Source organism: Leucothrix pacifica (assembly GCF_003172875.1).
Lineage (GTDB): Bacteria > Pseudomonadota > Gammaproteobacteria > Thiotrichales > Thiotrichaceae > Leucothrix > Leucothrix pacifica.
This window is the reverse complement of sequence record NZ_QGKM01000004.1, coordinates 112,924-135,391: the sequence shown is the minus strand read 5'-3', so window position 1 is coordinate 135,391 and position 22,468 is coordinate 112,924. Positions and strand designations below refer to the sequence as shown.

The 22,468-nt window shown below is 46.5% G+C and carries 19 protein-coding genes; 12 read left to right on the top strand and 7 right to left on the bottom strand.

What is annotated here, in order from left to right:
- Positions 1-41 precede the first annotated feature (41 nt).
- The 3 genes from DKW60_RS02140 to DKW60_RS24225 all read right to left on the bottom strand — a co-directional run bounded on the left by DKW60_RS02140 (position 42) and on the right by DKW60_RS24225 (position 2,384).
- Positions 42-1,532: a cobyric acid synthase gene (locus tag DKW60_RS02140; protein WP_219988610.1), complete on the bottom strand. Its 1,491-nt coding sequence runs from the start codon at positions 1,530-1,532 to the stop codon at positions 42-44.
- 131 nt (positions 1,533-1,663) lie between these two features.
- Entirely contained in the window at positions 1,664-2,035 is a 372-nt protein-coding gene (locus DKW60_RS24230; protein ID WP_245929546.1) for an SLAC1 family transporter, read from the bottom strand.
- A complete protein-coding gene (locus tag DKW60_RS24225; RefSeq protein WP_245929544.1) occupies positions 1,968-2,384 on the bottom strand; it encodes an SLAC1 family transporter in 417 nt (138 codons plus the stop codon). The genes DKW60_RS24230 and DKW60_RS24225 overlap by 68 nt, the downstream gene beginning before the upstream one ends.
- 201 nt (positions 2,385-2,585) lie before the next feature.
- On the opposite strand from DKW60_RS24225, the gene DKW60_RS02130 reads away from it, so the two are divergent.
- From DKW60_RS02130 to DKW60_RS02120, 3 genes are all read left to right on the top strand, one after another.
- On the top strand, positions 2,586-4,397 hold the full coding sequence (locus tag DKW60_RS02130) for a SulP family inorganic anion transporter (RefSeq protein ID WP_109836070.1): 1,812 nt from the start codon (positions 2,586-2,588) through the stop codon (positions 4,395-4,397).
- Positions 4,398-4,518: 121 nt separating this feature from the next.
- Complete coding sequence (gene trxC / locus DKW60_RS02125; protein WP_109836019.1) at positions 4,519-4,956, top strand: thioredoxin TrxC; 438 nt, start codon at positions 4,519-4,521, stop codon at positions 4,954-4,956.
- Between the two features lie 44 nt (positions 4,957-5,000).
- Entirely contained in the window at positions 5,001-5,864 is an 864-nt protein-coding gene (locus DKW60_RS02120; RefSeq protein WP_109836018.1) for an STAS/SEC14 domain-containing protein, read from the top strand.
- A 102-nt stretch (positions 5,865-5,966) separates the two neighbouring features.
- Here the strand turns inward: DKW60_RS02120 and DKW60_RS02115 are convergent, their stop codons facing one another.
- From DKW60_RS02115 to DKW60_RS02105, 3 genes are all read right to left on the bottom strand, one after another.
- Positions 5,967-7,238, bottom strand: coding sequence for an amidohydrolase family protein (locus tag DKW60_RS02115; protein WP_109836017.1), 1,272 nt, complete (start codon positions 7,236-7,238; stop codon positions 5,967-5,969).
- Between the two features lie 103 nt (positions 7,239-7,341).
- Complete coding sequence (locus tag DKW60_RS02110; protein ID WP_109836016.1) at positions 7,342-8,292, bottom strand: aminotransferase class IV; 951 nt, start codon at positions 8,290-8,292, stop codon at positions 7,342-7,344.
- A gap of 175 nt (positions 8,293-8,467) precedes the next feature.
- Positions 8,468-10,051 carry a bifunctional aminoglycoside phosphotransferase/ATP-binding protein gene (locus tag DKW60_RS02105; protein ID WP_181389550.1) on the bottom strand — a complete coding sequence of 528 codons (1,584 nt, stop codon included), beginning with the start codon at positions 10,049-10,051 and terminating at the stop codon, positions 8,468-8,470.
- Between the two features lie 126 nt (positions 10,052-10,177).
- On the opposite strand from DKW60_RS02105, the gene folD reads away from it, so the two are divergent.
- The 3 genes from folD to DKW60_RS02090 all read left to right on the top strand — a co-directional run bounded on the left by folD (position 10,178) and on the right by DKW60_RS02090 (position 12,829).
- Positions 10,178-11,050, top strand: a complete 873-nt coding sequence (gene folD / locus DKW60_RS02100) for a bifunctional methylenetetrahydrofolate dehydrogenase/methenyltetrahydrofolate cyclohydrolase FolD (RefSeq protein ID WP_109836014.1) — start codon at positions 10,178-10,180, stop codon at positions 11,048-11,050.
- A gap of 116 nt (positions 11,051-11,166) precedes the next feature.
- Positions 11,167-11,676 (top strand): RDD family protein, encoded by a 510-nt coding sequence (locus DKW60_RS02095; protein ID WP_109836013.1) that lies wholly within the window; start codon positions 11,167-11,169, stop codon positions 11,674-11,676.
- A gap of 16 nt (positions 11,677-11,692) precedes the next feature.
- Positions 11,693-12,829 carry an RDD family protein gene (locus DKW60_RS02090; RefSeq protein WP_109836012.1) on the top strand — a complete coding sequence of 379 codons (1,137 nt, stop codon included), beginning with the start codon at positions 11,693-11,695 and terminating at the stop codon, positions 12,827-12,829.
- A gap of 147 nt (positions 12,830-12,976) precedes the next feature.
- On the opposite strand, the gene purH is transcribed toward DKW60_RS02090, so the two are convergent.
- Entirely contained in the window at positions 12,977-14,551 is a 1,575-nt protein-coding gene (gene purH, locus DKW60_RS02085) for a bifunctional phosphoribosylaminoimidazolecarboxamide formyltransferase/IMP cyclohydrolase (RefSeq protein ID WP_109836011.1), read from the bottom strand.
- Positions 14,552-14,679: 128 nt separating this feature from the next.
- Between purH and DKW60_RS02080 the strand changes: the two genes are divergently transcribed.
- From DKW60_RS02080 to DKW60_RS02055, 6 genes are all read left to right on the top strand, one after another.
- Positions 14,680-15,885 carry an MFS transporter gene (locus tag DKW60_RS02080; RefSeq protein WP_109836010.1) on the top strand — a complete coding sequence of 402 codons (1,206 nt, stop codon included), beginning with the start codon at positions 14,680-14,682 and terminating at the stop codon, positions 15,883-15,885.
- A gap of 128 nt (positions 15,886-16,013) precedes the next feature.
- Positions 16,014-16,709: a hypothetical protein gene (locus tag DKW60_RS02075; RefSeq protein WP_109836009.1), complete on the top strand. Its 696-nt coding sequence runs from the start codon at positions 16,014-16,016 to the stop codon at positions 16,707-16,709.
- Positions 16,710-16,722: 13 nt separating this feature from the next.
- Complete coding sequence (locus DKW60_RS02070) at positions 16,723-17,901, top strand: copper amine oxidase (protein ID WP_109836008.1); 1,179 nt, start codon at positions 16,723-16,725, stop codon at positions 17,899-17,901.
- A gap of 31 nt (positions 17,902-17,932) precedes the next feature.
- Complete coding sequence (locus tag DKW60_RS02065; protein WP_109836007.1) at positions 17,933-20,218, top strand: Ig-like domain-containing protein; 2,286 nt, start codon at positions 17,933-17,935, stop codon at positions 20,216-20,218.
- 198 nt (positions 20,219-20,416) lie between these two features.
- Positions 20,417-20,896, top strand: coding sequence for a hypothetical protein (locus tag DKW60_RS02060; protein WP_146203418.1), 480 nt, complete (start codon positions 20,417-20,419; stop codon positions 20,894-20,896).
- 16 nt (positions 20,897-20,912) lie between these two features.
- Positions 20,913-22,427, top strand: coding sequence for a cytochrome-c peroxidase (locus DKW60_RS02055; protein WP_109836005.1), 1,515 nt, complete (start codon positions 20,913-20,915; stop codon positions 22,425-22,427).
- The last annotated feature ends 41 nt before the right edge of the window (positions 22,428-22,468 follow it).

The window sequence follows — 22,468 nt, the reverse complement described above, 5'->3', positions numbered from 1 at the left end:
CTGCTAATATTTTGAGATATCTCTCGGGATATCAGCCTTTTTTAGCCTCGTAGCCCAATCGCCCGATCAATCGCCGCCATATCGCAGTGTTTTTCCAAATGAAGCGCCAATGTGTCCAATGCAGCATCCACTTGCTCGCTCCACTCCCCAGCCTGCGCTTCAATCCCCAGTTTCTGCAAAAACTCCTGTCGATAGACCGCATTATCAAATAAACCATGTGCATACATGCCGGCAATATTGCCTTGCACATACCCTATCACCAGTTCTTGCTGGTTCTTCAGGTAGGGTTTGACGCCATTGTCCGCGCTGGTTTTTCCATGGTGGATTTCATAGCCTGTGACCTGAGCGCCACTATTGACCAAGGTAGCAGTGGTTTGCTGAGTGGTTTTCTCGGCTTCCAGTGTGGTATCGATTGCCAGTAATCCTAAGCCTTGACTGGTATAGCCGCCTTCCAGATTATGTGGATCATTTAGTGACCTGCCCAGCATTTGCATGCCACCACATACACCCAGAATCTGCACACCTTGGGCCGCTAATTGATGTAACCGCGCAGCAAAACCACCTTGCTTTAGAAATTCCAAATCAACACTGACATGTTTAGAGCCGGGGATAATCACTGCCACCACATCCGCTAGTTCTGTCGGTTTATCGACAAACGCTACCTGAACATCCGGCTCATTAATGAGCGCATCAAACTCATCAAAATTTGACATGTAAGGTGTACGGATAATGGCGATCCTGGTGACTTGCCCAGTCATAGATACGCAATCACTGTCTGAGCCATTCAATACACCGGCCTGTTGAGAATACGCATCCTCTGTAGGCAGTGGTAGGTTGAGCATAGGAATAACACCCAATGTAGGTATCTGCGTTTTACCCTCCAGCCACTCCATTGCATTTCCCAGTAGTGATGCATCACCCCGAAATTTATTCAGCAGAAATCCGGCAATGCGTTGTTGTTCGTGACGTTCAAGGCAATGCCAGGTGCCGAGCAAGTGAGCGAATGATCCGCCACGGTCAATATCCGATGTCAACAGTACCTGTGCCTGAGCTTCTAACGCAATGCGCATATTGACGATATCACCGGAGCGCAGGTTGATTTCAGCAGGGCTTCCGGCACCTTCAATAATCAGCAGGTCATAGTCATTCTGCATTTTCTGCAGGCTACTTTTAACGGTTTCCCAGAGATAATCTTTGCGTTCCTGCCAGGGAATGGCTTTGAGTTGCGGTTGTGCCTTGCCGAGTAAAATTACCTGCGACATCGAGTCGGCTTCTGGCTTTAGCAACACTGGATTCATATAGACGCTTGGGGAGAGTCGGGCAGCTTGTGCCTGCAGTAATTGTGCGCGGCCAATCTCACCACCGTCTGGCGTGACGCCGGCATTATTCGACATATTCTGTGCTTTAAAAGGCGCGACCCGAATACCGCGATTAGCGTAAAGGCGGCAGAATCCGGCAGCGAGATAGGACTTGCCAGCATCAGAGGTGCAGCCCTGAATCATCAGTGGTGAAAGTTTGCTGGTGTGAGGCATGACGTGATGATACCCAAAACGACGGTGAGAATAGAGCGAGTGTGAACGCTGCCATTTGCCTCGTCAATCAATAAAAAGGGCGTATACGCCTCAGAATAATACGCCCTTTGTTGTACTGCGACCGAGTGATATCAGTGCTCTTCCGCACAAATCTCCTTATTCTGAATTGCCAGTCCGGTGCGTACCAATAACAGTCCCACCAAAAACGTGATCAATACCAACAACAACCCACCCAACCACATAAAGCCAAGCTTCTGTGTGCTCTCAAACATGACCAGTGTTGCGATAGTAATCGCCGCAATCGGGAATGAATATGCCCACCAGGATAAGAAGAATGGCAGATTGATAAAACGCTTAAACTGAGTAAACAGCAGTAGTGTCAGGAACAAACCAGAGAAATACAGAACCCGTGCAAATGCATCCAACTCACCTCCGTTAAGCTTCATATAGGCTACAAAACCAACCGCCGGTGGTGCGATCAGAATAAACAGTGTTGGCAGCAAACGGGCTGGGATTGGGTCGTGGAATAAGATCCGACATAAAGGCAATCGACATTAACAGAAAGCTGATGGAAATCGTCGGGAAGAAACTCAACTTCACCGGATGCTTTAATTCAGCCGATACTTGCTCAGGGTGTTTAATAATTTTCTGTGTATACATCACCCCCAATGCAATAAACACAAGCGCCGTTAAAGTCGCTAATAATGCATTAACAAAGCCAAGGTCGGTGCCGAAAACTTGTTGGGCCTTTTCCCAGGCAATGGTCATTCCTGCCATGCCCATAACAACAGAAAAGAAAGAAATCGGCATGTGTGTCAGGCGCGACTCTATGAGCTGAGATGACGTATCCATGTGATGTATACCTGATCAATTGGGTAAATCATCGGATCATACGCTGTCATTTTTTATTAGACATTGAGGAAAATCAAAAACAATAGGGAGTATTAATTTTATTGAAAGTGGTACTCACAAAATGTATCTCCTTTGGACTGACGCATTATCAATAAATAGGCGTAGACTTGAGGCGCTTTAATACCAACAAAAATGGCCGCTATGAACTCGTTCCTCCAGTTTCTATTTCCATTTATTTATTGGCTACCCAGCATAAACAAAGACAGTTTAAAGGCTGATCTGTTAGCAGGAATTACTGGCGCGGTTATTGTATTACCTCAGGGTGTTGCGTTCGCTACGATTGCCGGATTACCGCCGGAATATGGGCTTTACACCGCTATGGTAACGCCCATTATTGCGGCATTATTTGGCTCGTCACTTCACTTAATCTCAGGCCCGACAACGGCTATATCGATCGTTATCTTTTCGACGTTGAATACCGGTGGTGTAGAACCCGGCAGTGCGCAATATATCCAAAATGCGCTGACCATCACCTTTTTGGCAGGGGTGTATCAGCTAGCTTTCGCGTTGGCAAGATTGGGTGTATTGGTTAACTTTGTTTCCCATACCGTTGTAATTGGCTTTACTGCGGGCGCAGCCATCTTGATTGCCAGTAGTCAAATGAAGTACGTGCTGGGCGTGGAGGTAGAGCGGGGAAGTTCGTTTTTACACACTTGGGTCGATATTTTCCATCAACTACCCAATACCAACTGGGCCATCTTTGCCGTCAGTATGACGACATTAGTCACGGCGGTATTGATCAAGCGATTCATGCCAAAAGTACCGAATATGCTGGTGGCACTTATTGTCGGTGGAATCCTTGCTATTGCGTTGGGAGGAGAGTCTGTCGGCATTAATTTTGTTGCAGAGATACCGGCGCGTCTGCCGCCCATTTCATCACCTGATTTTTCATTACAAACCTTTAAAGCGCTGGGCCCACAAGCATTTGCTGTCGCCTTATTAGGTTTGATAGAAGCCGTATCGATCAGTCGGGCGATTGCCTCAAAATCGCACCAGCGCATTGATGGTAACCAGGAGTTCTTTGGTCAGGGAATGTCTAACGTCGTGGGGAGCTTTTTCTCCAGTTATGCAGGTTCCGGTTCATTTACGCGCTCAGGAGTGAACTACAGTGCGGGTGCGCAAACGCCATTGTCAGCGATTTTTGCCGCCGTCATTTTGGCAGCAATTATACTATTAGTTGCACCATACACACGCTATCTGCCAACAGCTGCCATGGGTGGAATTATTCTGGTGGTTGCATACAGTCTGGTCAACTGGGGAACGATTCGTAAAGTGTTTGAAACCAGTCGCTCGGAAACCAGCATATTACTGACAACGTTTTTTGCGACCTTGTTTCTAGAGCTTGAGTTTGCAATCTATTTGGGTGTGATGCTGTCACTGGTGATCTTTTTGGCCAGAACTTCTATTCCGGATGTGGTCAGCCTTGCGCCGATGCGTGATCCGGATACCGGTAAACCAACACTGGTAAAAGAATCCCGCACGCATAATTTGCAGGAGTGTCCTCAGCTAAAAATTATCCGCGTAGATATGTCAGTGTACTTTGGTTCTGCCAACCATATTCAGAATCGCCTGCATTACATTAGCGAGAAGCAAGGGATAAAGCACATTTTGGTGATCGGCACCGGGGTCAATTTTATTGATATGACCGGTGCGGAAATGATTGAACAAGAGTCTGATCGTTTGCAGGAAAAAGGTGGCGGTCTGTACTTTGCAGAGCTAAAGCCCAAGGTGAACAACTTTATTCATCGTGGACACTTTGACGAACACATCGGTGCACAGTATTTCTTTGAGCAAAAGAAGGATGCAATCAATAAAATTACCACCGTCGCATTGGATCATGTGATGTGCCAGTCCTGTCAGTTCCGTGTGTTTAAAGAGTGTGACGAGCCGCCATTAAAGGGAGGAACCCCGCTGGAAATTATTCCGATTGAGGACTATCGGAATAAGACTTGATTGTAGCTTAGTATCCCCAATATAAAGACACTATAAGCAGTGGTTAATGTATCGATAGATTGACAGAGGTCAACATCACACTTCAATAACTGCTGTACTATTTAGCTATTGGAGAGATGTTATGAGTGAATCAAGCCATATTGTTTGCCCCGCCTGTGGTGCTACCAACCGCGTACCTCAGGGTCGTTTGCAACAACAACCGGTCTGTGGAAAGTGTAAAAAGGCCTTATTGCCCGCTACACCTACTGATTTAACGGATCAGAGTTTTGCCAAATTTATTGGTAATAATGATCTGCCGGTGGTGGTTGACTTCTGGGCAGAGTGGTGTGGCCCTTGCAAGCAAATGGCACCAGCCTATGCACAAGCGGCAGCTGAGTTGCAGTCTCGCGCCATACTGGCAAAGCTCAATACTGAGGTTGCACAGTCAGTGGCAGGACAGTATGCAATTCGCAGCATTCCAACCATGATTATCTTTCACAACGGTCGTGAGGTGGCTCGCCAATCCGGTGCCATGTCACCCAGTCAGATTGTAAACTGGGTCAATTCAAGTATCAGCTAAATGCCAGGCGCACTTAGTCACTTGCAGGCCTGAAGGAGTAGCGTATGTTTCAGTTTATACCCGTTAGAGAAGACAATATATTTGCAGTACGAGTGTCCGGACGAGTCACACATGAAGAGTATCAGGCATTTTTGCCTGAGCTGGAAAGCCTCATCAAACGCTATGGCAAAATCTCATTATTGATCGAGCTGGACCATCTGCAAGGTGCAGAGTTGACGGCTATGAAAGATGATTTGGAATTTGGCCTGACTAATCAGCAAAGCTTTGAGAAGATCGCTATTGTTGGTGAGAAGCTGTGGGAGCGTCTTGGTGTTGCCCTCAGTAAGCCCTTTGTGGACGCCGACATGAAGTACTTCGACAAAAGCGCTTCCCACGATGCCTGGGACTGGTTGCGAAGTGAGCAACTATTGGAAGCGGCATTAGATGAAGCTGAAGTGACTGATTATAAGACTGTCTTAGTGGCCGTAGATTTTTCCAAAAACGCCCGTTATGCGGCTCACCGCGCTAAGTCGATTGCTAATAGCTTTTCCGCTGACTTGCGGGTGATTCATGTGGTTAATGAAGCAGTAATTAACGACTATTATTATCAACCGCTAGGTTTTGGTGTGTTATCTCCTGACGCTGCAGGACTGCAGGCTGATTTGCTGGAAAGCGGTGAAAAGCAGTTACACGCGTTGCTGGATGAGTTGGAAATACCTCGCTCTCAAGGCGAGGTGATGATGGGTTCACCCGTGAACAGCATTGTGTCTTACTCACAAGCGCAGAACGTGGACTTGATTGTATTGGGTACACGCAGCCGCCGCGGCATTGGTTCATTAATTGGCTCTACAACCAACTATGTGTCATCACATGCACAGTGTGATGTGTTGGCGGTTCCTTTGCCTGCGAAGATTGGTCAGACAGCTTAGTCATATGCTTGTTATCACCACAGGCCAATGTGTTTTTGGCTTGTGGTGACTGTCTTATCGTATCATCTGGCTTGCTTTAATCAGCGCATGCTCCGCAGCTTTCTATAAGCGAAAATCAATCGTTTCGCTCTGCTCACCTAGCATTACGTCTGACACTTTGAGAGCACTTTTAGCGACCACTTTACCTCGGCGCATGACCAGTAAGCGGTTGCTGCGTAAGCGCAAGGCTTCAACCGCATCCTTAGCCTGAAGTACCACCAAATCAGCATGACAACCGATCTCCAGTCCATAGCCTTCGAGGTTCATTGTTTTGGCACCGTTTGCGGTAACGGATTGAAATGAGGCCTGCATTTCGGCTACCCCGGTCATTTGTCCAATGTGTAGGCCCATGTGTGCCACATCCAGCATGTCGTAGCTGCCGAGGCTATACCACGGGTCCATAATGCAGTCGTGACCATAGGCGACGTTAATGCCGCGCTGCGTGAGCTCTTTAACCCGCGTCATACCGCGTCGTTTCGGGTAGTTGTCATGACGGCCTTGCAGGGTGATATTGATCAGCGGATTAGCCACCACATTCAGCTTTGCCTCCGCCATGAGCGACATCAGCTTGCTGACGTAATAATTATCCATTGAATGCATGGAAGTGAGATGTGAACCTGTGACTCGCCCTTGTAAACCTAATCGCTGCGTTTCATACGCCAGCGTTTCGACGTGCCGTGATAAGGGATCATCCGACTCATCGCAGTGCATATCCACCATTAGGCCGCGCTCCGCAGCCAGTTCGCAGAGGGCTTTGACCGACGCTGCGCCATCGCTCATGGTGCGCTCAAAATGCGGTATACCACCGATTACATCTACGCCCATATCCAACGCGCGATTCAGATTGGCAACGGAGTGTTTGTAGCGCAGATAACCATCCTGCGGAAAAGCCACCAGCTGAAGATCAATCCATGGGGCCATTTCCTTGCGAACCTCCAGCAAGACTTCCGTAGCCAGCAGACTATCATCGCAGATATCCACGTGAGAGCGAATCGCCAGTGTGCCTTGTGCAACGGCCCATTTACAGATGTCTAAAGCGCGCTTTTTGATGTGCTCGGCGTTGAGGTCCGGCTTTAGCTCATTCCAGATTTGGATGCCTTCCAGTAGCGTGCCGCTTTGGTTTAAGCGCGGTTGGCCAAGGCTTAGGGTGGAGTCTATATGGAAATGGCTATCAACGAAGGGGGGCGTGACCAGATTGCCTGCGGCATTGTAAGTTTGGTGAGCAGGGAGGTTTTGTGCCTGACTTAATTCCACGATTTTATCGTCTTTAATGCCAATGGACATGTTGGCGCGGTCATCGGGAAGGCTAGCGTTTTGGATTAGGTAGTCGAGCATTGTGGAATACCGTTAGTGAGATGTAGCTATATTACAATGAAATTCGCAGCGGTTATCAGCAGATAGTCATACCGATACATTTACGCTTGTGCTGTAACCGGAATTACGATTTTATCGAGTTCATTTCATCGACATGATCATTGATCAGCGCTTTGTATAAGCCTTGTAAGCGCTGAGTAATCGGCCCGGCTCCATCGTGCCCACCAATTTTTTTACCATCAATCTCTGCTACAGGTGTTTGTGCGCCAAAAGTGCCGGTTAAGAAGGCTTCATCCGCTCCATAAGCTTCATAGAGTGAATAGTTCTTTTCAAACACTGGAATGTCATTGCTTCGGCACAAATCGATTACTTTCTGCCGCGTCACGCCATTCATGCAATAGTCGCCGGTTGAGGTCCAGACCGCGCCACGCCGGACGATAAAAAAGTTGCATGCATTGGTGGTGTTTACAAAGCCATTAGGGTCAAGCATGAGCGCTTCATCCGCACCGGCTTGTTCAGCTTGCAGGCAACCGATAATGCAGTTTAGTTTGGAGTGTGAGTTGTACTTGGCATCCTGTGTCATCGGCAAACCGCGGATTTGCGGAACCGTAGCCAAACGAATCCCCGCTTTATGCAAACTTGCGACCGGTTTGGAGTGTTCCATAATAATCACGATCGTAGGGCCAGAGCGAGACAGTTCGGGATGTTGAAAGGGCTTGTCCTTAACTCCGCGAGTTACCATCAAACGACAGTGCACATCACTACTCATACCATTAGCTGCAGCCGTTTGAGTCAATGCATCGAGGATGCCTTGCTTGTCCATACCGATATCGATGGAAACAGCTTTACAGCTATTAAATAAGCGATCCATGTGATCATCAAAAAACGCCCACACCCCGTTGTACAGGCGCATACCTTCCCACATGCCGTCGCCCAACATAAACCCACTATCATAAACAGATACCTTGGCGTCTGACCGATGCAGGATGTCACCGTTAACATAAATTTTGATGTCTTGATTGCGTTGATCTGCCTCAGCGTCATGAGTGGTGTGGCTTGCTACGTTCTTATCCATAAGTCTCTCAGTCGGGTTGGGGATTATAGTGCCGCTCTTTTACGTAAGCGACTACAATGCACTGTGTCAAATAGATAGGTCATAATACGCGCTTTACATCCCGGCTGACTAGCAGTTAGATCATCCTGTTAGTGATGCCCGGATTCTATAACGTGGTGCCTGTTATGCATCTGCGTTATAAGTGTTTTTGAGCAAACGCCGCGATATCAATAGCTTGTTCGGTATCCACCTCAATACGATACTTCGTCTCATCGGTCTGAAGGGGCTGCCATTGTGATAATTGATGTTCCAGCACTGTCAGGTCAGCATCTGAAGCTTCTTTCACGCGTGAGACTATGCGTTGCCTGAGCGTATCGGGACTGGCGGTGAATTCCAGAATGACATAATCATAGTTGTTGTGTTCAGCAAGCTCTTGGAATACCCGGCGCTGTGTGTGGTGCATAAATACAGCATCGACAATAACATCAAAACCAGCCGCTAAACTGTGTTCTGCCAGCGCTAACAGTGTTGTATAGGTCTTAGTGCTGATGGATTTGCTATACAAGCCTGTATCTGGAGCACTGGCCGCGGATTCAGTCGCTTCAAGGTCATAGAGTCGTTTACGCTCCACATCCGAACGAATACGAATTGCGCTGATCTGTGCTGACAGCACTTGGCTAATGGTGCTTTTACCCGATGCTGACATGCCTCGTGTGATGATGAGTCTGGCTCGTCTAGGCTGGCTAATACGCAGCGCCAAATTCATATAAGCATGTAACTCAGTATCTGTTGCAGCTAGCTCCTGCGGACTTATCCCCGACTGCTGATGACGCAGTGCATCCACTTTGGCTCTGACCATTGCGCGGTAGCTAATGTAGTAGGGTAAGACGGTGAGTCCCTGATAGTCACCGGTTTGTTGCAGGTAGTGGTTGAGGAAAGCATAGGCGAGGGCATCTTGGTCCCGGCTCATTAAATCCATGACTAAAAAGGCGATTTCACACATCACGTCTATCCAGCGCAGTGACTCGTCAAATTCTAAACAGTCAAACGCCACGGGATGATCGTCCAGCCAAATCAGATTTCTGAGGTGAAGATCCCCATGACATTCACGAATGAATCCCCGTTGTTTGCGTTGGGCAAACACGTCATCAAGTGCTTGGTTTTGCTTTTTGACCCAGTCTTCAATGGCTGTCAGTGTCTGCCGATCATCCAATGAAGGATTATCAGGTGTGTCGCTGGAAGTTGCTTCAAAATAATCTTTGATGACGCTTAGGTTATCACCAACATCACTATGGATCTGTTCGACACTACCGTAATCAATGTTTGCTTCGGCAGGTGGTAGTTGTTGATGGAAGCGGGCGATCATAGCTCCTAATGCTTCCATGTCAGCCGGTAGCAGTAAGTGTTGCTCCAAACGCTTATCCAATTGGGCTGACTGTGGGAATTGCCGCATGCGAATGGCGTAATCAATCACCGGGCCTTCGCCATTTATTACTGGCTGCTGAGCGTTGCCAGTAATGGTTTCAACACCCAGATATAAGTCTGCAGCGAGTCGTGCATTGAGTCGTAATTCTTCTTCGCAGAAGTGCTTGCGGTTAGCCAGTGTCGTGAAGTCGAGAAAGCCCAGATTGACTGGTTTTTTAAGTTTATAGGCAATACGGCCGGTTAGGATAATCCATGAGATATGGGTTTCCAGTAACGTCACATCATCCGGGTTTGCGGTGTCCGGGGCATGACGCAGTACTTGCATCAATTGGGTGATCAGGGATGTTTGTGACATTTTACCTCCGGTGTCCGACTCATTAGTACATTTAACGCTAATACCTAGCTTTATTGCATTGACACTTATCAAGCGCATCCCCATCATTATCGCTATTTTTTTAAAGTTCCCGTTGGAGAAGTGTCAATGAGCAAGTTAATTGATGGAAAAGCCTTTGCTGACCGTCTGTGCGACAAGCTAGCCGATGAAGTTGCCTCATTAAAGCAGGACAAGCAGTTATCGCCCTGTATTGCCGTGGTGTTAGTTGGAGAAGACCCTGCAAGCGCGACATATGTGGGCGCTAAAGTAAGACGCTGCGCACAGTTGGGCATCGATTCTCGCTCTCACCACCTTGATGATACGACCTCTGAAGCAGAATTATTATCGCTGATCGATGACTTAAATAATGATCCTGAAGTGCATGGTATTTTGGTGCAGTTACCGGTTCCCAAGCAGATCAATAGTGACGCTGTTATCAATGCGATCAGTCCGGATAAAGATGTGGATGGCTTCCATATCAGCAATGTTGGTGCTTTATCGGTTGGCCAAAACAACATGGTACCTTGTACACCGTTAGGTTCTTTGATGTTGCTACAGGATGAGCTGGGTGACTTAAGTGGGAAAAATGCGGTTGTAGTGGGTCGCTCTAATATCGTGGGCAAGCCCATGGCAGCTTTGTTATTACAGCAAAGTTGTACAGTGACCATTGCGCATTCACGCACTCAGGATTTGCCTGAAGTCTGTCGTGGAGCGGATATTTTGGTGGCAGCTGTGGGTATTCCTCACTTCATTCAGGGCGACTGGATTAAGCCGGGAGCGACGGTGATAGATGTAGGTATTAATCGTATCTACGATGAAGCCTTGGAAAAGAACCGACTGGTTGGTGATGTTGATTTTGATGCCGCTAAAGAAGTTGCAGGAGCGATTACTCCTGTACCGGGTGGTGTTGGCCCAATGACAATTGCTTGTCTGATGTATAACACGGTGCGTGCGGCTAAGAATCAGGCGGGGATTGCTTAAGCTATTCTTACAAAAGTTGACTTAATATTGTTATCAAAGTTACATTTTTTTGGCGATTAGCGTAAAGTTTTAGTTTCCTGAGACTTACTCTAATCGCCGGTAACAAGGATATCAATATGAATGAACAAAATCCCTATGCAGCGCCAACATCAAATCTTCAAACAGAAAGCGATAGCAATAAACACATTGAGCTAGCCACGCGCGGCGCTCGATTTGGTGGCGCTGTTATCGATGCGATTATCAGTATCTTAGTGACATTCCCGCTAATTTATATCACGGGTTATTGGGAAAGTATGATGACGGGAGCTGGCAGTATTCTGCAGACTATCATGCTGGGTGTTTTAGCCTTGGTGATGTACTTTGTTATCCACGGATATTTCCTTGCCAGAGATGGTCAAACTGTAGGTAAAAAACTGGTTGGTACACGCATCGTCTCCTATAAAACAGATAAGATTCTGCCGTTGTCAAAAATATTCCTGTTACGTGTGCTTCCGTTGAATGTGGTGGCGAGCATACCAGTCATAGGTAGTTTGTTAGCGCTTGTCGATATTCTGTTTATCTTTGGTAAGGAGCGTCGTTGTCTACATGATTTAGTAGCCGGCACAAAAGTCGTGAAGGCTTCATAAGTTGCGGGGATGATTCATGTTGCAGAGGCGTCAATATGCAGGCTTTTGGCTGAGGATTTTTTCCTTCGCGGTTGACTATGTTCTGATTCAAATCGTCTTTGTCTGTTTGTCACTGCTGATTACCCCGGAAACTGTCAAGTTAGGTGAGCCTTGGGAGTTAACACTCCTCAATATTGGTCTTCAGCTCATCGCTGCGTCAATGGTGATAATGCCATTCTGGTTGTTCATGGCGGCTTCACCCGGAAAGCGATTATTTGGTTTGTCGATTATTGATCTGGAAACCGGCGAAGCTCCAAGTAAGTCTCAATACCTCATTCGTTTCTTCTCATCCATAGTTTCTGTCGCTGCGCTAATGCTGGGTGTCATCTGGATTGCATTTGATATAAAAAAGCAGGGTTGGCATGACAAGCTTGCCAAAACAAGCGTGATTAGTTCTGGCCCACGTAGGAAAATCTTTATCAACTACCGACAGAAAGTGTCACTGATGCAAGCCGGTAGAGTCAGCGATGCCATTGCAGCTAATTTCGGTTACAACGCTATCTTTCACGATAAGTCGTCCTTGGTGGGTGGTTCAAACTGGAAGCAGGGTATCGAAGAGTCGCTTAAGAGCTGTGCCGTGATGCTCGTTGTAATCGGTGATGGCTGGTTAGATCAAAGAAATCCTGACGGCACCAGACGCCTTGATGATCCCGATGACTATGTGGCGATGGAAATTGCCACAGCACTTAAGAACGATTTTAAGGTGGTGCCGGTATTAGTTGATAATGCACCTAGACTACACTCTGATGACTTACCAGATCGGATAAAAGACCTGGCATTTATTGAGCCGATTATTATCAGAGATGATGACTGGAACGCTGATATTCGCAAAGTCATTGAGGCAATCTACCTTTATACCGAAGATCCAAGAAAGATTGGCTGGAGAAATTTCACGAGTTTGTTTTTCTCGTTTTGCGGCATGATGATGGTCTCGGAAGATGTGGTCGCCACTCAGGATGCCATTGCGGGTGGTTTGCTGGGCATCATTGGAGCGGTGTTTGGTCTAGCGTCGTTTGCGAGGTTTAGAGTGGTGTCATCACATGCCAGAAGTTGGTCGATTGGCTTGATTATTTTTGCGGCTTTAGTGGTGATTACGGCTATTTCGGATTCTTAGCTTATGATTCTTTTTATTTTTCATATCCCAAAGCAAATCAACATATAGGTATTGTAATATTTATATGGTGTTCAGCAGTATTAACGAAAAAAAGTCGCTGAGGTATCACTACCCAGCGGCTTTTTTCTAGTGACATTTCAAGGTGTATTAATGTCTAAAGTGACGCATACCTGTAAAGATCATCGCCATACCCGCAGCATCTGCCGCTTCAATCACCTCAGCATCACGCATTGAGCCACCTGGTTGGATGACCGCTGCAATACCGGCCTCTGCCGCTGCTTCAATACCGTCTTTAAACGGAAAGAAAGCATCTGATGCCATCACTGAACCCGGTACTACTAAACCAGCGTGCTCAGCTTTAATTCCTGCAATACGCGCTGAGTTGATACGGCTCATCTGACCTGCGCCAACTCCAACAGTGCGGTTGTCTTTAGCATAGACGATAGCATTGGATTTTACGTATTTAGCCACTTTCCATGCAAACAGCATGTCGCGCATTTCTTCTTCGCTTGGTGCACGAGCAGACACAATGTTTAGTTCCTGATACAGCAACTGGTCACTGTCCTGAACCAACAAACCGCCCGTCACACGTTTGTAGTCCAGATGAGTTGATGATTGATCAAATGCACCACAAGTAAGTAAACGAACATTTTTCTTAGCAGCGACAATGTCGCTCACACCATCTTCAACGGATGGAGCAATAATGACTTCAACAAACTGACGATCAACAATGGCCTGAGCGGTTACTGTATCTAAGGGCTGATTGAAAGCGATGATGCCACCAAAGGCAGATTCAGGATCTGTCTGGAAGGCTTTGTCATAAGCTTCTAACAAGGTATTGGCTTTTGCCACACCACAGGGATTAGCATGTTTCACAATCACACAAGCAGGGGACTCAACGAATTGCTTAACACATTCCAAAGCCGCGTCAGTGTCAGCAATATTATTGTATGACAGCTCCTTGCCTTGCAGTTGCTTAGCTGAGGCGATACAGGCTTGACTATTGTTTGGCTCTATATAGAACGCTGCATTCTGATGTGGGTTCTCACCGTAACGCATGGTTTGAGCCAGCGTAAGTTGCGTGTTGAAAGTCGTCGCAAAACCTTCTGGCTTGCCGTTTTCAACGATTTTGCCTAAGTAGTTCGCGATCATGCCGTCATAACGAGCGGTGTGTTCAAATGCTTTAACCGCCATCTTAAAGCGACTATCGGCTTCGATTACGCCACTATTGTCGGTTAGCTGGCCGATGACGTGGTCATAGTCGTTAGGGTCAACAACGATAGCCACATGCGCGTGGTTCTTGGCACTGGCACGAACCATTGTCGGCCCGCCAATATCGATGTTCTCAATAGCATCTTCTAGGGAGCAATCCGGATTTGATACTGTCGCTTCAAATGGGTAGAGATTAACCACAATCAGGTCAATGCCCGGAATATTATGTTCCTGCATCACCGCATCATCCGTGCCACGGCGCGCCAGAATACCACCATGAATTTTGGGGTGAAGGGTCTTCACTCGTCCGTCCATCATTTCCGGAAAACCAGTGTAATCAGAAACTTCGATAACCGGAATGTTTTCATCAGCAAGCAGTTTGGCGGTTCCGCCGGTTGATAATATTTCAACATTTAGCTGGTGTAGCTGACGGGCAAAATCGACGATGCCTGACTTATCAGAAACACTGATTAACGCTCGTTGGACTGGGCGTGAGGTCGCTTGTGACATGGGGAAATCCTTGATAGAACGGTTTGTTAAATAGCGGATTATTTATCCGGAAAAAAGATAGACGCGAGTATCGCATAAGTCTTATGGTGAGTACCATTTTGAAATTCATATAATTAGGCACAAACTTTATGTCGACTACCCAACGCTCAAAAATGCCCGCGTCAGTTTATTTATTGGCGCTGTGCCAGGCTTTAATGATGACCAATACCATCTTAATGGTGGCCGTTGCATCATTAGTGGGGTTGGCATTAGCGGATGATAAGTCACTGGCTACCTTGCCGTTGTCTGCTCAGTTTCTTGCTTTAATGGCGACCAGTATCCCGGCTTCATTCTTAATGAAACGATGGGGGCGTAAGGCGGGATTTTATCTGGCGTCAGTGATTGGTTTATGTGGTGGATTGATCGCGATGTGGTCGATCTTGAATGCCAGCTTCTGGGGTTTTACGCTAGGAACAGCATTAGTCGGCGTATTTAATGGCTTTGGTGGGTATTTCCGTTTTGCAGCGGTTGATATCGCACCCGCTAGCATCAAGAGCAAAGCGATTTCTTATGTCATGGTAGGTGGCGTGATTGCTGCATTTATCGGGCCGAATCTGGCAAAGCTGGGTCAGCCATTATTTCCTGAAACCGATTATGCTGGTGCGTATTTATTGGCAGCACTGATCTACATTGTGGTGATGGTCGTGCTGTTCTTCATAAAACTGCCAGCGCCTGAAGAGCAACAAGTCAATGAAACTTCTCGCTCAGTATTACAGTTGTTTCAGCAGCCGAAGTTTTTAGTGGCGGTGATTTGCTGTACTTTTGGTTATAGCGTGATGACATTGGTGATGACCGCAACGCCGCTGGCGATGAAGCATCATGAGCATGATTTCTCAACCACTGCCTTTGTCATTCAATGGCATGTGTTGGCGATGTTTGCGCCGTCTTTTTTTACCGGTAGCTTGATCAAGCGCTTTGGAGTGCTGAATGTTTTGTTAGCGGGTGTGATACTGGGTTTGTTATCTATTTCAACCAACTTACTGGGTACGTCTACCTGGCATTTCTGGATGGGCTTAGTGTTTTTAGGCTTAAGCTGGAATTTCTTATTTATTGGTGGAACGTCATTACTCACCGACGCTTATCTGCCAGCCGAAAAGGCCAAAGCCCAAGCGACTAATGACTTTATTATGTTCTCAACAGTTGCTGCAGCTTCGCTATTTGCGGGCTTTTTGCAGCATCACTTCGGCTGGCAGATGGTCAATCTTGGCGTGCTACCTGCCATTACGATAATGTTGATATCAGTGCTATGGTTGAAGTTAAAAGCCCCCGCAGCAGAGAAAGTTGCAGCCGTATAATTCCACTTGTCGGATGCTTATTTCCATTAATCCAGTGTTCAAAATACTTTTATAGATCTGCCGTCCTAAACTAGCCTCATTAAATGTTCAACAAATAATGAGGCTGAGGCCACCGGCTCAGATCGATAATGAAAAATAAGCGAATGTTGGTTGCGACGGTTTGTTCATTGCTACTAAGCACAGCTGTACAAGCTAATAGCATGGATCCCGTTTCTGATAGTGAGGTGAGTCGGGCAAAAAGTCTGGCGCAAGTAGCCGCCAGTGCCCCTGCAGTGTCAATATTCTCGTCACGCTCAGCGAGAGTAGCAGTTCAGTCAGAGGATACAGCGACCACACCAACGGTTGAGTTTCTGCGCGTCGAGGCCCATCGCTTTGACAAGAATGACCCTAATATTGGTCAACGCTGGGCTGATGTGACCTCTTATGACTACGCCACTGATGAACTCATTATTGCAGTCGTTAATCTTGATACGGATAAAGTCATTTCCACCAAACGGCATAAAGATATGCAACCACCAATGTCACAGGCTGAACTGACGCGTGCCTTGAATATCGTGATGGATGACCCCGAAGAACGCAGCATTCTGAATGCAGAGTACAAGCGTATTACGGGTGACAGTCTGAATTCCATCGATCAACTCAATTATAAAGCGTTTACCTTCTTTGCTGACAGCATGCCGAATGTGGTGAATAGCGCCAGTAGTAGTTGCGGCGCGCAACGTTGTGCCCAGCTAATGCTCTATACCCATGACAATATCGTGTTTGAAGTTAGTCCAATTGTAAATCTGTCAGCCGGCGTTGTGACTCAACGTATGGGTTACTAAGCGAGGTTCTGAAATGTTATCAATGATTCAAAAAGTATTGCCATTGGGAGCAGTGGTGTTGTTTCTGAACCCATTCGCCAGTGCTGAAGCCAGACCCGGAAATCCGTCTTGTCCATCAGGTCAGACCTTGCAAAGTACGCTGACCACTGGTGCAAGCTGGAGTATGTGTTGGGAAGCACGTGATCAGGAGGGCATTGTGCTCAGTGATATACGTTATCAGGCACCTGGGCAGAATCAACGCCGTGTGCTCGGAGAGATGTCTCTGTCACAAATTCAACGCAATTATGATGACGGATCTGCCGCAGAATATTTGGTAACGGACTTTGGTCTGGGTGGCAGTAACTTTATCAATCTTTCCAATAGTGAATGCAGCGGTGGCCAGCTGAAATATTCCGGCGGGAAGGCGGTCATGTGTCAATCACAAAAAGACTCCGGATTCATTTACAAGTATGGCACTAATGTTGCGGTATCCGGTAAAGCATTGTCACTGGTTTCAGCATCTCAGCTGGGCAGCTACAGCTACACACAGGAGTGGGTGTTTCATGAGAATGGCACCATAGAGCCAAGGATTGGCTTGAGTGGGAGTATCAATCGTACTAGCTACGACCCGAACTTCTCATGGCCTATGCAGCAAGACGGGAAGGGCGGTATTGGCTTTGTTGATAATTATTTCTGGCGAATGGATTTTGATCTTGGCACTAGTAATAGCAACGATATTGTGGAGCAGATTACCAGTAGTCTGGATGTGAGTCGTACAAAACGGAGCAAGTCTATCTCTACGGTAAGCAGTGAAGCTGCACGAAACTTTAGTCCTGAGGTAAAGCGCTTTTGGCGAGTGCGTGATGGCTTACAAACCAATGGTGTGTCGTCTATTTCATACGAATTAGTGCTCCTTAACTATGATCACCAGTCTACCGGTGCAAATGGCGAGTCCTGGCTGGCCAATGATGTGTTTTTCACTCGATACAATGCTTGCGAGCGATTTGCTGTCGACAACAGCACATCAGGTGGCTGCGGTGCCAATGTGAAAGATTTCACGAACTCCCAAAACATCAACAGCAATGATGTTGTGGTGTGGAACCGCCTAAGCTACCACCATCTGGCACGTGATGAAGATGACAACATTATCGGTATGCGCTGGAATGGATTCAAATTGTTGCCAAGGGATTGGCATTCGGTAAACCCATTGTAATCACAATAAAAAATTCCGTAGAGAGGGTGTCATGAAACAGTTATTGACTCGCAAAGTCTTTTTAAAGCTAGCCTTTTTAGGGGCTTTATTATGGGGCTTTAGTCCTGCACAGGCCGCTGAACACTGCGCCGATGCGTATTCGATTGACCGAACACTGGCGAATGGTGCCCGTTGGGATATGTGCTGGACGCACAATAACAATCATGGAATTCGTTATCACCACATTTACTACACACCAAAAGACGGGACTCGTCGCATGGTGCTGATGGATGCGGCGGTTGCACAGATTCATGTCCCTTATGATGATAATGGCGCACGTTATCATGATGTGTCGGACTATGGTCTGGGAGGTGGTTATCTCCGGGACATGGTCAGTGCCGAGTGTCCAGGCGGCACCATGCATCGATATGGTACGAAAGATGCAGTCTGCTCCCAGATACAAAAAAAGGGCGCTGCTTATCGTGTGGGGTCAGCGACAGCGACTTCTGAAGCGCTAAAGATATTCAGCATCTCAAAAGTGGGTGCTTATGTGTACATTCCACAATGGCTGTTTTACGACGATGGCCGGATTGAACCGTCAATACTGGCCACAGGTTCTTTGCAACGCTTTAGTAGTAGCGCAGCACAACACGGATGGTTGATGTCAGGCTCTGGCAATATTGGCTTGTCACACATGCACAATTACTTCTGGCGTTTAGACTTTGACTTAAACGGCACTGCATCGAATGATGTGGTTCAGGAGATTAATTACAATACGTCAGGTGGTCAGCGCCAACGTGTCATGACTACATTCAATAATGAAGTTTCCCGTAGTATTTCACCATCTACTCAACGTTCGTGGATTGTCAGGGACGGCAGTTTACGCAATGCCAAGAACCACTTGATGGGTTATGAGATTCGTCTTGATGAAGCAGGGCATCGTGAAATTGGTCCTTCCAACGAGCAATTTACCTACAATGATTTCGTAGTGACTCGTGCAAAAAGCTGTGAGCAAATAGCCTCACATAATCAGCGTGTAAACAGTTGTACCACTGATAGTTTGGACGAGTTTGCTAATGGTGAATCATTGGGTGGTCAGGATTTAGTGACTTGGGTTGGCGTCTCTTTCTATCACATGCCACGCTCAGAGGATGCACCGAAAATGGACGTGCATAGTAATCACTTTCAGATCATCCCTCGTGACTGGCATGATAAAAATCCATTAGGAACGATTGCAACGGAGCCTTTGGTCGCCAACGAAGATGCTGCTACTACACCAGCAGGTCAATCTATTACATTGGATGTCATGGCGAATGACACAGGAACTGGTATCAGTATTCATGAATTGAATGACCCTGCTAACGGAACTGCGATCGTCAGTAATGGTAAGGTGGTTTATACACCAGATGCTGGTTATGCTGGTACTGAGGTATTCTGGTACTCAATCAAAGATGTTACGGGTGCTGTCTATGGCACGAAAATTACCATGACCGTAACAGGCACTAATACCAGTGCTTACCCTATTGCGAATCCTGACACAGCGACCACGCCAGCGGGCCAGTCCGTAAGTATTGATATATTTGCGAACGATACGGGTGCAGGCCTGACGATTATTGATATTAACAGCACCTCCTATAATGGCGGTAGCATAGTGATGTCAGGAAATCAGGCTGTTTACACACCTCGCAATGGTTATGCGGGTGATGATACTTTCTGGTATGCATTCAGTGATTCTCAGGGAAGAACGAATAGCACCTCAGTGACCGTTACAGTAACAGGTGTCGATGCCGGTGCTTATCCAACCAGTGTCGCTGACGCCGTGTCGACCGCGAAAAATACGACGGCAACCTTTGATGTCGTGGCGAATGATAATGGTGTTGGTTTGTACGTCACAGAGTCAAACCCTTGGTCATTATTAGGTGGGTCAGTATCCGTTGTTGATGGCAAGATAGTTTATACACCAAAATCTGATTTTGTTGGTGAAGACAAGCTTTGGTATGTGTTTAGTGATTCAATTGGGCGCACAAACAGTGGTGAGGTGGTCATTACGGTTACTGACAGTGCTGCGCCTTTCCCTGTTGCGGTTTCAGATTCGGTTACTACCAGTGTGAATTCACCAGTAACAATACTACCGCTACAAAATGACATCGGTAGCGGCTTGTCGATCATTGAGGTGAATAGCTATTCGGTTAACGGCGGAAGAATTACTCAGTCAGGGAGTCAGCTGGTGTACACCCCCAAATCGGGTTACTCAGGATCTGACAGCTTTTGGTATGCCATTAGTGATAGCTTAGGCCGTACCAATGCGATTCAGGTGTTTGTGACTATTAACCCGTAAGTGTTGAAGTGCTTGTCTTCAATAAGAGGTTTCCACTAAAACCTGCTTCGTGGAGCGCTATTAAACGCATTATGAAGTAGGTACTTTGATGCAGCGACACCATTAAAAGATGTGTGTCGCTTGTTTATCAATATTTTATTGTTTGAGCTACATGTCGCGCGATATAATTTGATCAACAAAAAATATAAAAATAACCCAATGTCCTATATTAATAAAAACACCGTTCTTGCAGGTACCTTTGCTGTGCTGGGGCTCTGTTTATCAGCTTGTCAGTCTGAAGCACAAACAGAAGTAAAATACGATTGCTCAGTGTCAGATACGATTGCAGCGGTTAAGTCCGGTGCTAAGGAATGGTCTATGCAAAAAGCATCGTCCTCTGGCAGTGTGGTAATCGATTTTTCCTGTACACGTAGTCCTTTTGTTGGTGACTTTCAGAAGTGTCACATCCAACTCAAGCAGAATAAAAAAGGGCAGTTTGCAGATGAAATTGCTATCGATGGTGGCATGAAAGCCCACGGACATGGCTTACCTACGGTTCCTACTTTATCACCGGGTGCCACTGCGGGTTACTATGAGATTGAAGGTTTAAAGTACAGCATGCCCGGAGCATGGATTGTCGGGTTCAAAGTCAATATTGATGGTGTGACTGACCAAATTATCTTTGATTTTATAATCTAGTCAGGGGAGTGCTCTGATGAGTCGAGGTAAATCCACAAGCGAACTTAATAATCAGGTGCTATTACATAATTCTGAATTGAAGCGACTGAAAGATAACGGCGTAGTTAAAAAGCCAATTGCCCTGGCGGTTAGCATTGCTGGTTTGGTGATCGGTTTAAATGGATGTGACTCTGCAAATTCAGCCGCTGAAGCAAACAAAAACAAGGTCAAAAACCAATTACTCAGCTCAAACAACAGTACTGTAACCCCATCAGTCAATGACTCAGTATTAGTTACTATTGGCGCTGGTAAGTCTAATCGTATTGTTTGGTCTGACGCTGAGAGATCTTTATTACAGACCTTATCGATTACCAACCTGCCAGATGTTGCACCTGATGAAAGTAACAAGTACCTTAGTAATCCAAATGCTATTGAACTCGGTAAAAGCCTTTTCTTTGACCCTAGGCTCAGTGAAACAGGGACTATTTCATGTAGTACTTGTCATCAGCCGGATCGTGAGTTTAGTGATGGGATGAGAGTGGCCAGTGGGGTGAAGCCTGGTCAGAGAAATACTCCTTCTCTACTTGGCGTTTCCTATCAACAATGGTTGTTTTGGGATGGTCGAAAAGACAGTGTTTGGTCTCAAGCGCTGGAGCCTTTTGAAAATATTAACGAACATAATTTAACGAGAGTCTTGGTCATCAAAAAAGTACTGGGTGATGAGGGATATCTCAAACTCTATCAATCTATCTTTAGCGATGTACCATCACTTCAAGAAATTGCAGAGTGGCCGGATAATGCCAGTCCAAAGGGTGATATTGAAGCCTTAAAGCGTTGGAAATCGCTGCCAGTAGAGACACGTAAAAAGATCAACCGGGTTTATTCAAATATTGGTAAAGCAATCGCCGCATTTGAAGCAACGCTGAAGTTTCCCGAATCAAAGTTTGATCGTTTTCTGAGCCGGTTAGAGCAGGGTGAAACCAATCCAACTGGAATAGTAGATACAGTTGGTAGAGTAAGTACAGCTGGCATAACAGCAACAGGTATAAAAAACACATCATCTGAGCCAGCCGACACCGCTAGCGGTGCAGTTTTTACTCATGCTGAACAGCTCGGTTTGAAATTGTTTATCGGCAAGGCATCATGCATTAGTTGTCACCATTCTCCTTTATTGTCGAGTCAGCATTTTCAAAATATAGGAACAGGTGTTCGCGGCAAAGACATGGGACGCTCTCAAGTTGCTGAGGCGCAGGCTTGGGATAAGTTTAACTGCTTAGGTGAGTACAGCGACGCACCTAAGGAAAGCTGTGATGATTTAAAATTTATGTCTAAAAACAGGCATGAATTGTCTGGAAGTTTCAAAGTACCAGGTTTACGCAATGTAGTTAAAACAGCTCCCTATATGCATGACGGCAGGTTTAAAACCTTAGATGAGGTTGTGCATTTTTATGCAAACCCACCTAGTCAAAAGCGCACTGGTCATCATCTGCCTGAGATTAGTCTGGATGAGACGGAACAAAAATATTTAACTGAGTTTTTGAAAACTTTATAAAAGCTTGTTTTCTCAATCATTCCTCAAGACCTCAAGACCTC

Coding starts and splice junctions, on each gene's coding strand:
- DKW60_RS02140 (WP_219988610.1), bottom strand. CDS start 1,532: ATGCCTCACACCAGCAAACTTTCACCACTGATGATTCAGGGCTGCACC.
- DKW60_RS24225 (WP_245929544.1), bottom strand. CDS start 2,384: ATGGATACGTCATCTCAGCTCATAGAGTCGCGCCTGACACACATGCCG.
- DKW60_RS02130 (WP_109836070.1), top strand. CDS start 2,586: ATGAACTCGTTCCTCCAGTTTCTATTTCCATTTATTTATTGGCTACCC.
- trxC (WP_109836019.1), top strand. CDS start 4,519: ATGAGTGAATCAAGCCATATTGTTTGCCCCGCCTGTGGTGCTACCAAC.
- DKW60_RS02120 (WP_109836018.1), top strand. CDS start 5,001: ATGTTTCAGTTTATACCCGTTAGAGAAGACAATATATTTGCAGTACGA.
- DKW60_RS02115 (WP_109836017.1), bottom strand. CDS start 7,238: ATGCTCGACTACCTAATCCAAAACGCTAGCCTTCCCGATGACCGCGCC.
- DKW60_RS02110 (WP_109836016.1), bottom strand. CDS start 8,292: ATGGATAAGAACGTAGCAAGCCACACCACTCATGACGCTGAGGCAGAT.
- DKW60_RS02105 (WP_181389550.1), bottom strand. CDS start 10,051: ATGTCACAAACATCCCTGATCACCCAATTGATGCAAGTACTGCGTCAT.
- folD (WP_109836014.1), top strand. CDS start 10,178: ATGAGCAAGTTAATTGATGGAAAAGCCTTTGCTGACCGTCTGTGCGAC.
- DKW60_RS02095 (WP_109836013.1), top strand. CDS start 11,167: ATGAATGAACAAAATCCCTATGCAGCGCCAACATCAAATCTTCAAACA.
- DKW60_RS02090 (WP_109836012.1), top strand. CDS start 11,693: ATGTTGCAGAGGCGTCAATATGCAGGCTTTTGGCTGAGGATTTTTTCC.
- purH (WP_109836011.1), bottom strand. CDS start 14,551: ATGTCACAAGCGACCTCACGCCCAGTCCAACGAGCGTTAATCAGTGTT.
- DKW60_RS02080 (WP_109836010.1), top strand. CDS start 14,680: ATGTCGACTACCCAACGCTCAAAAATGCCCGCGTCAGTTTATTTATTG.
- DKW60_RS02075 (WP_109836009.1), top strand. CDS start 16,014: ATGAAAAATAAGCGAATGTTGGTTGCGACGGTTTGTTCATTGCTACTA.
- DKW60_RS02070 (WP_109836008.1), top strand. CDS start 16,723: ATGTTATCAATGATTCAAAAAGTATTGCCATTGGGAGCAGTGGTGTTG.
- DKW60_RS02065 (WP_109836007.1), top strand. CDS start 17,933: ATGAAACAGTTATTGACTCGCAAAGTCTTTTTAAAGCTAGCCTTTTTA.
- DKW60_RS02060 (WP_146203418.1), top strand. CDS start 20,417: ATGTCCTATATTAATAAAAACACCGTTCTTGCAGGTACCTTTGCTGTG.
- DKW60_RS02055 (WP_109836005.1), top strand. CDS start 20,913: ATGAGTCGAGGTAAATCCACAAGCGAACTTAATAATCAGGTGCTATTA.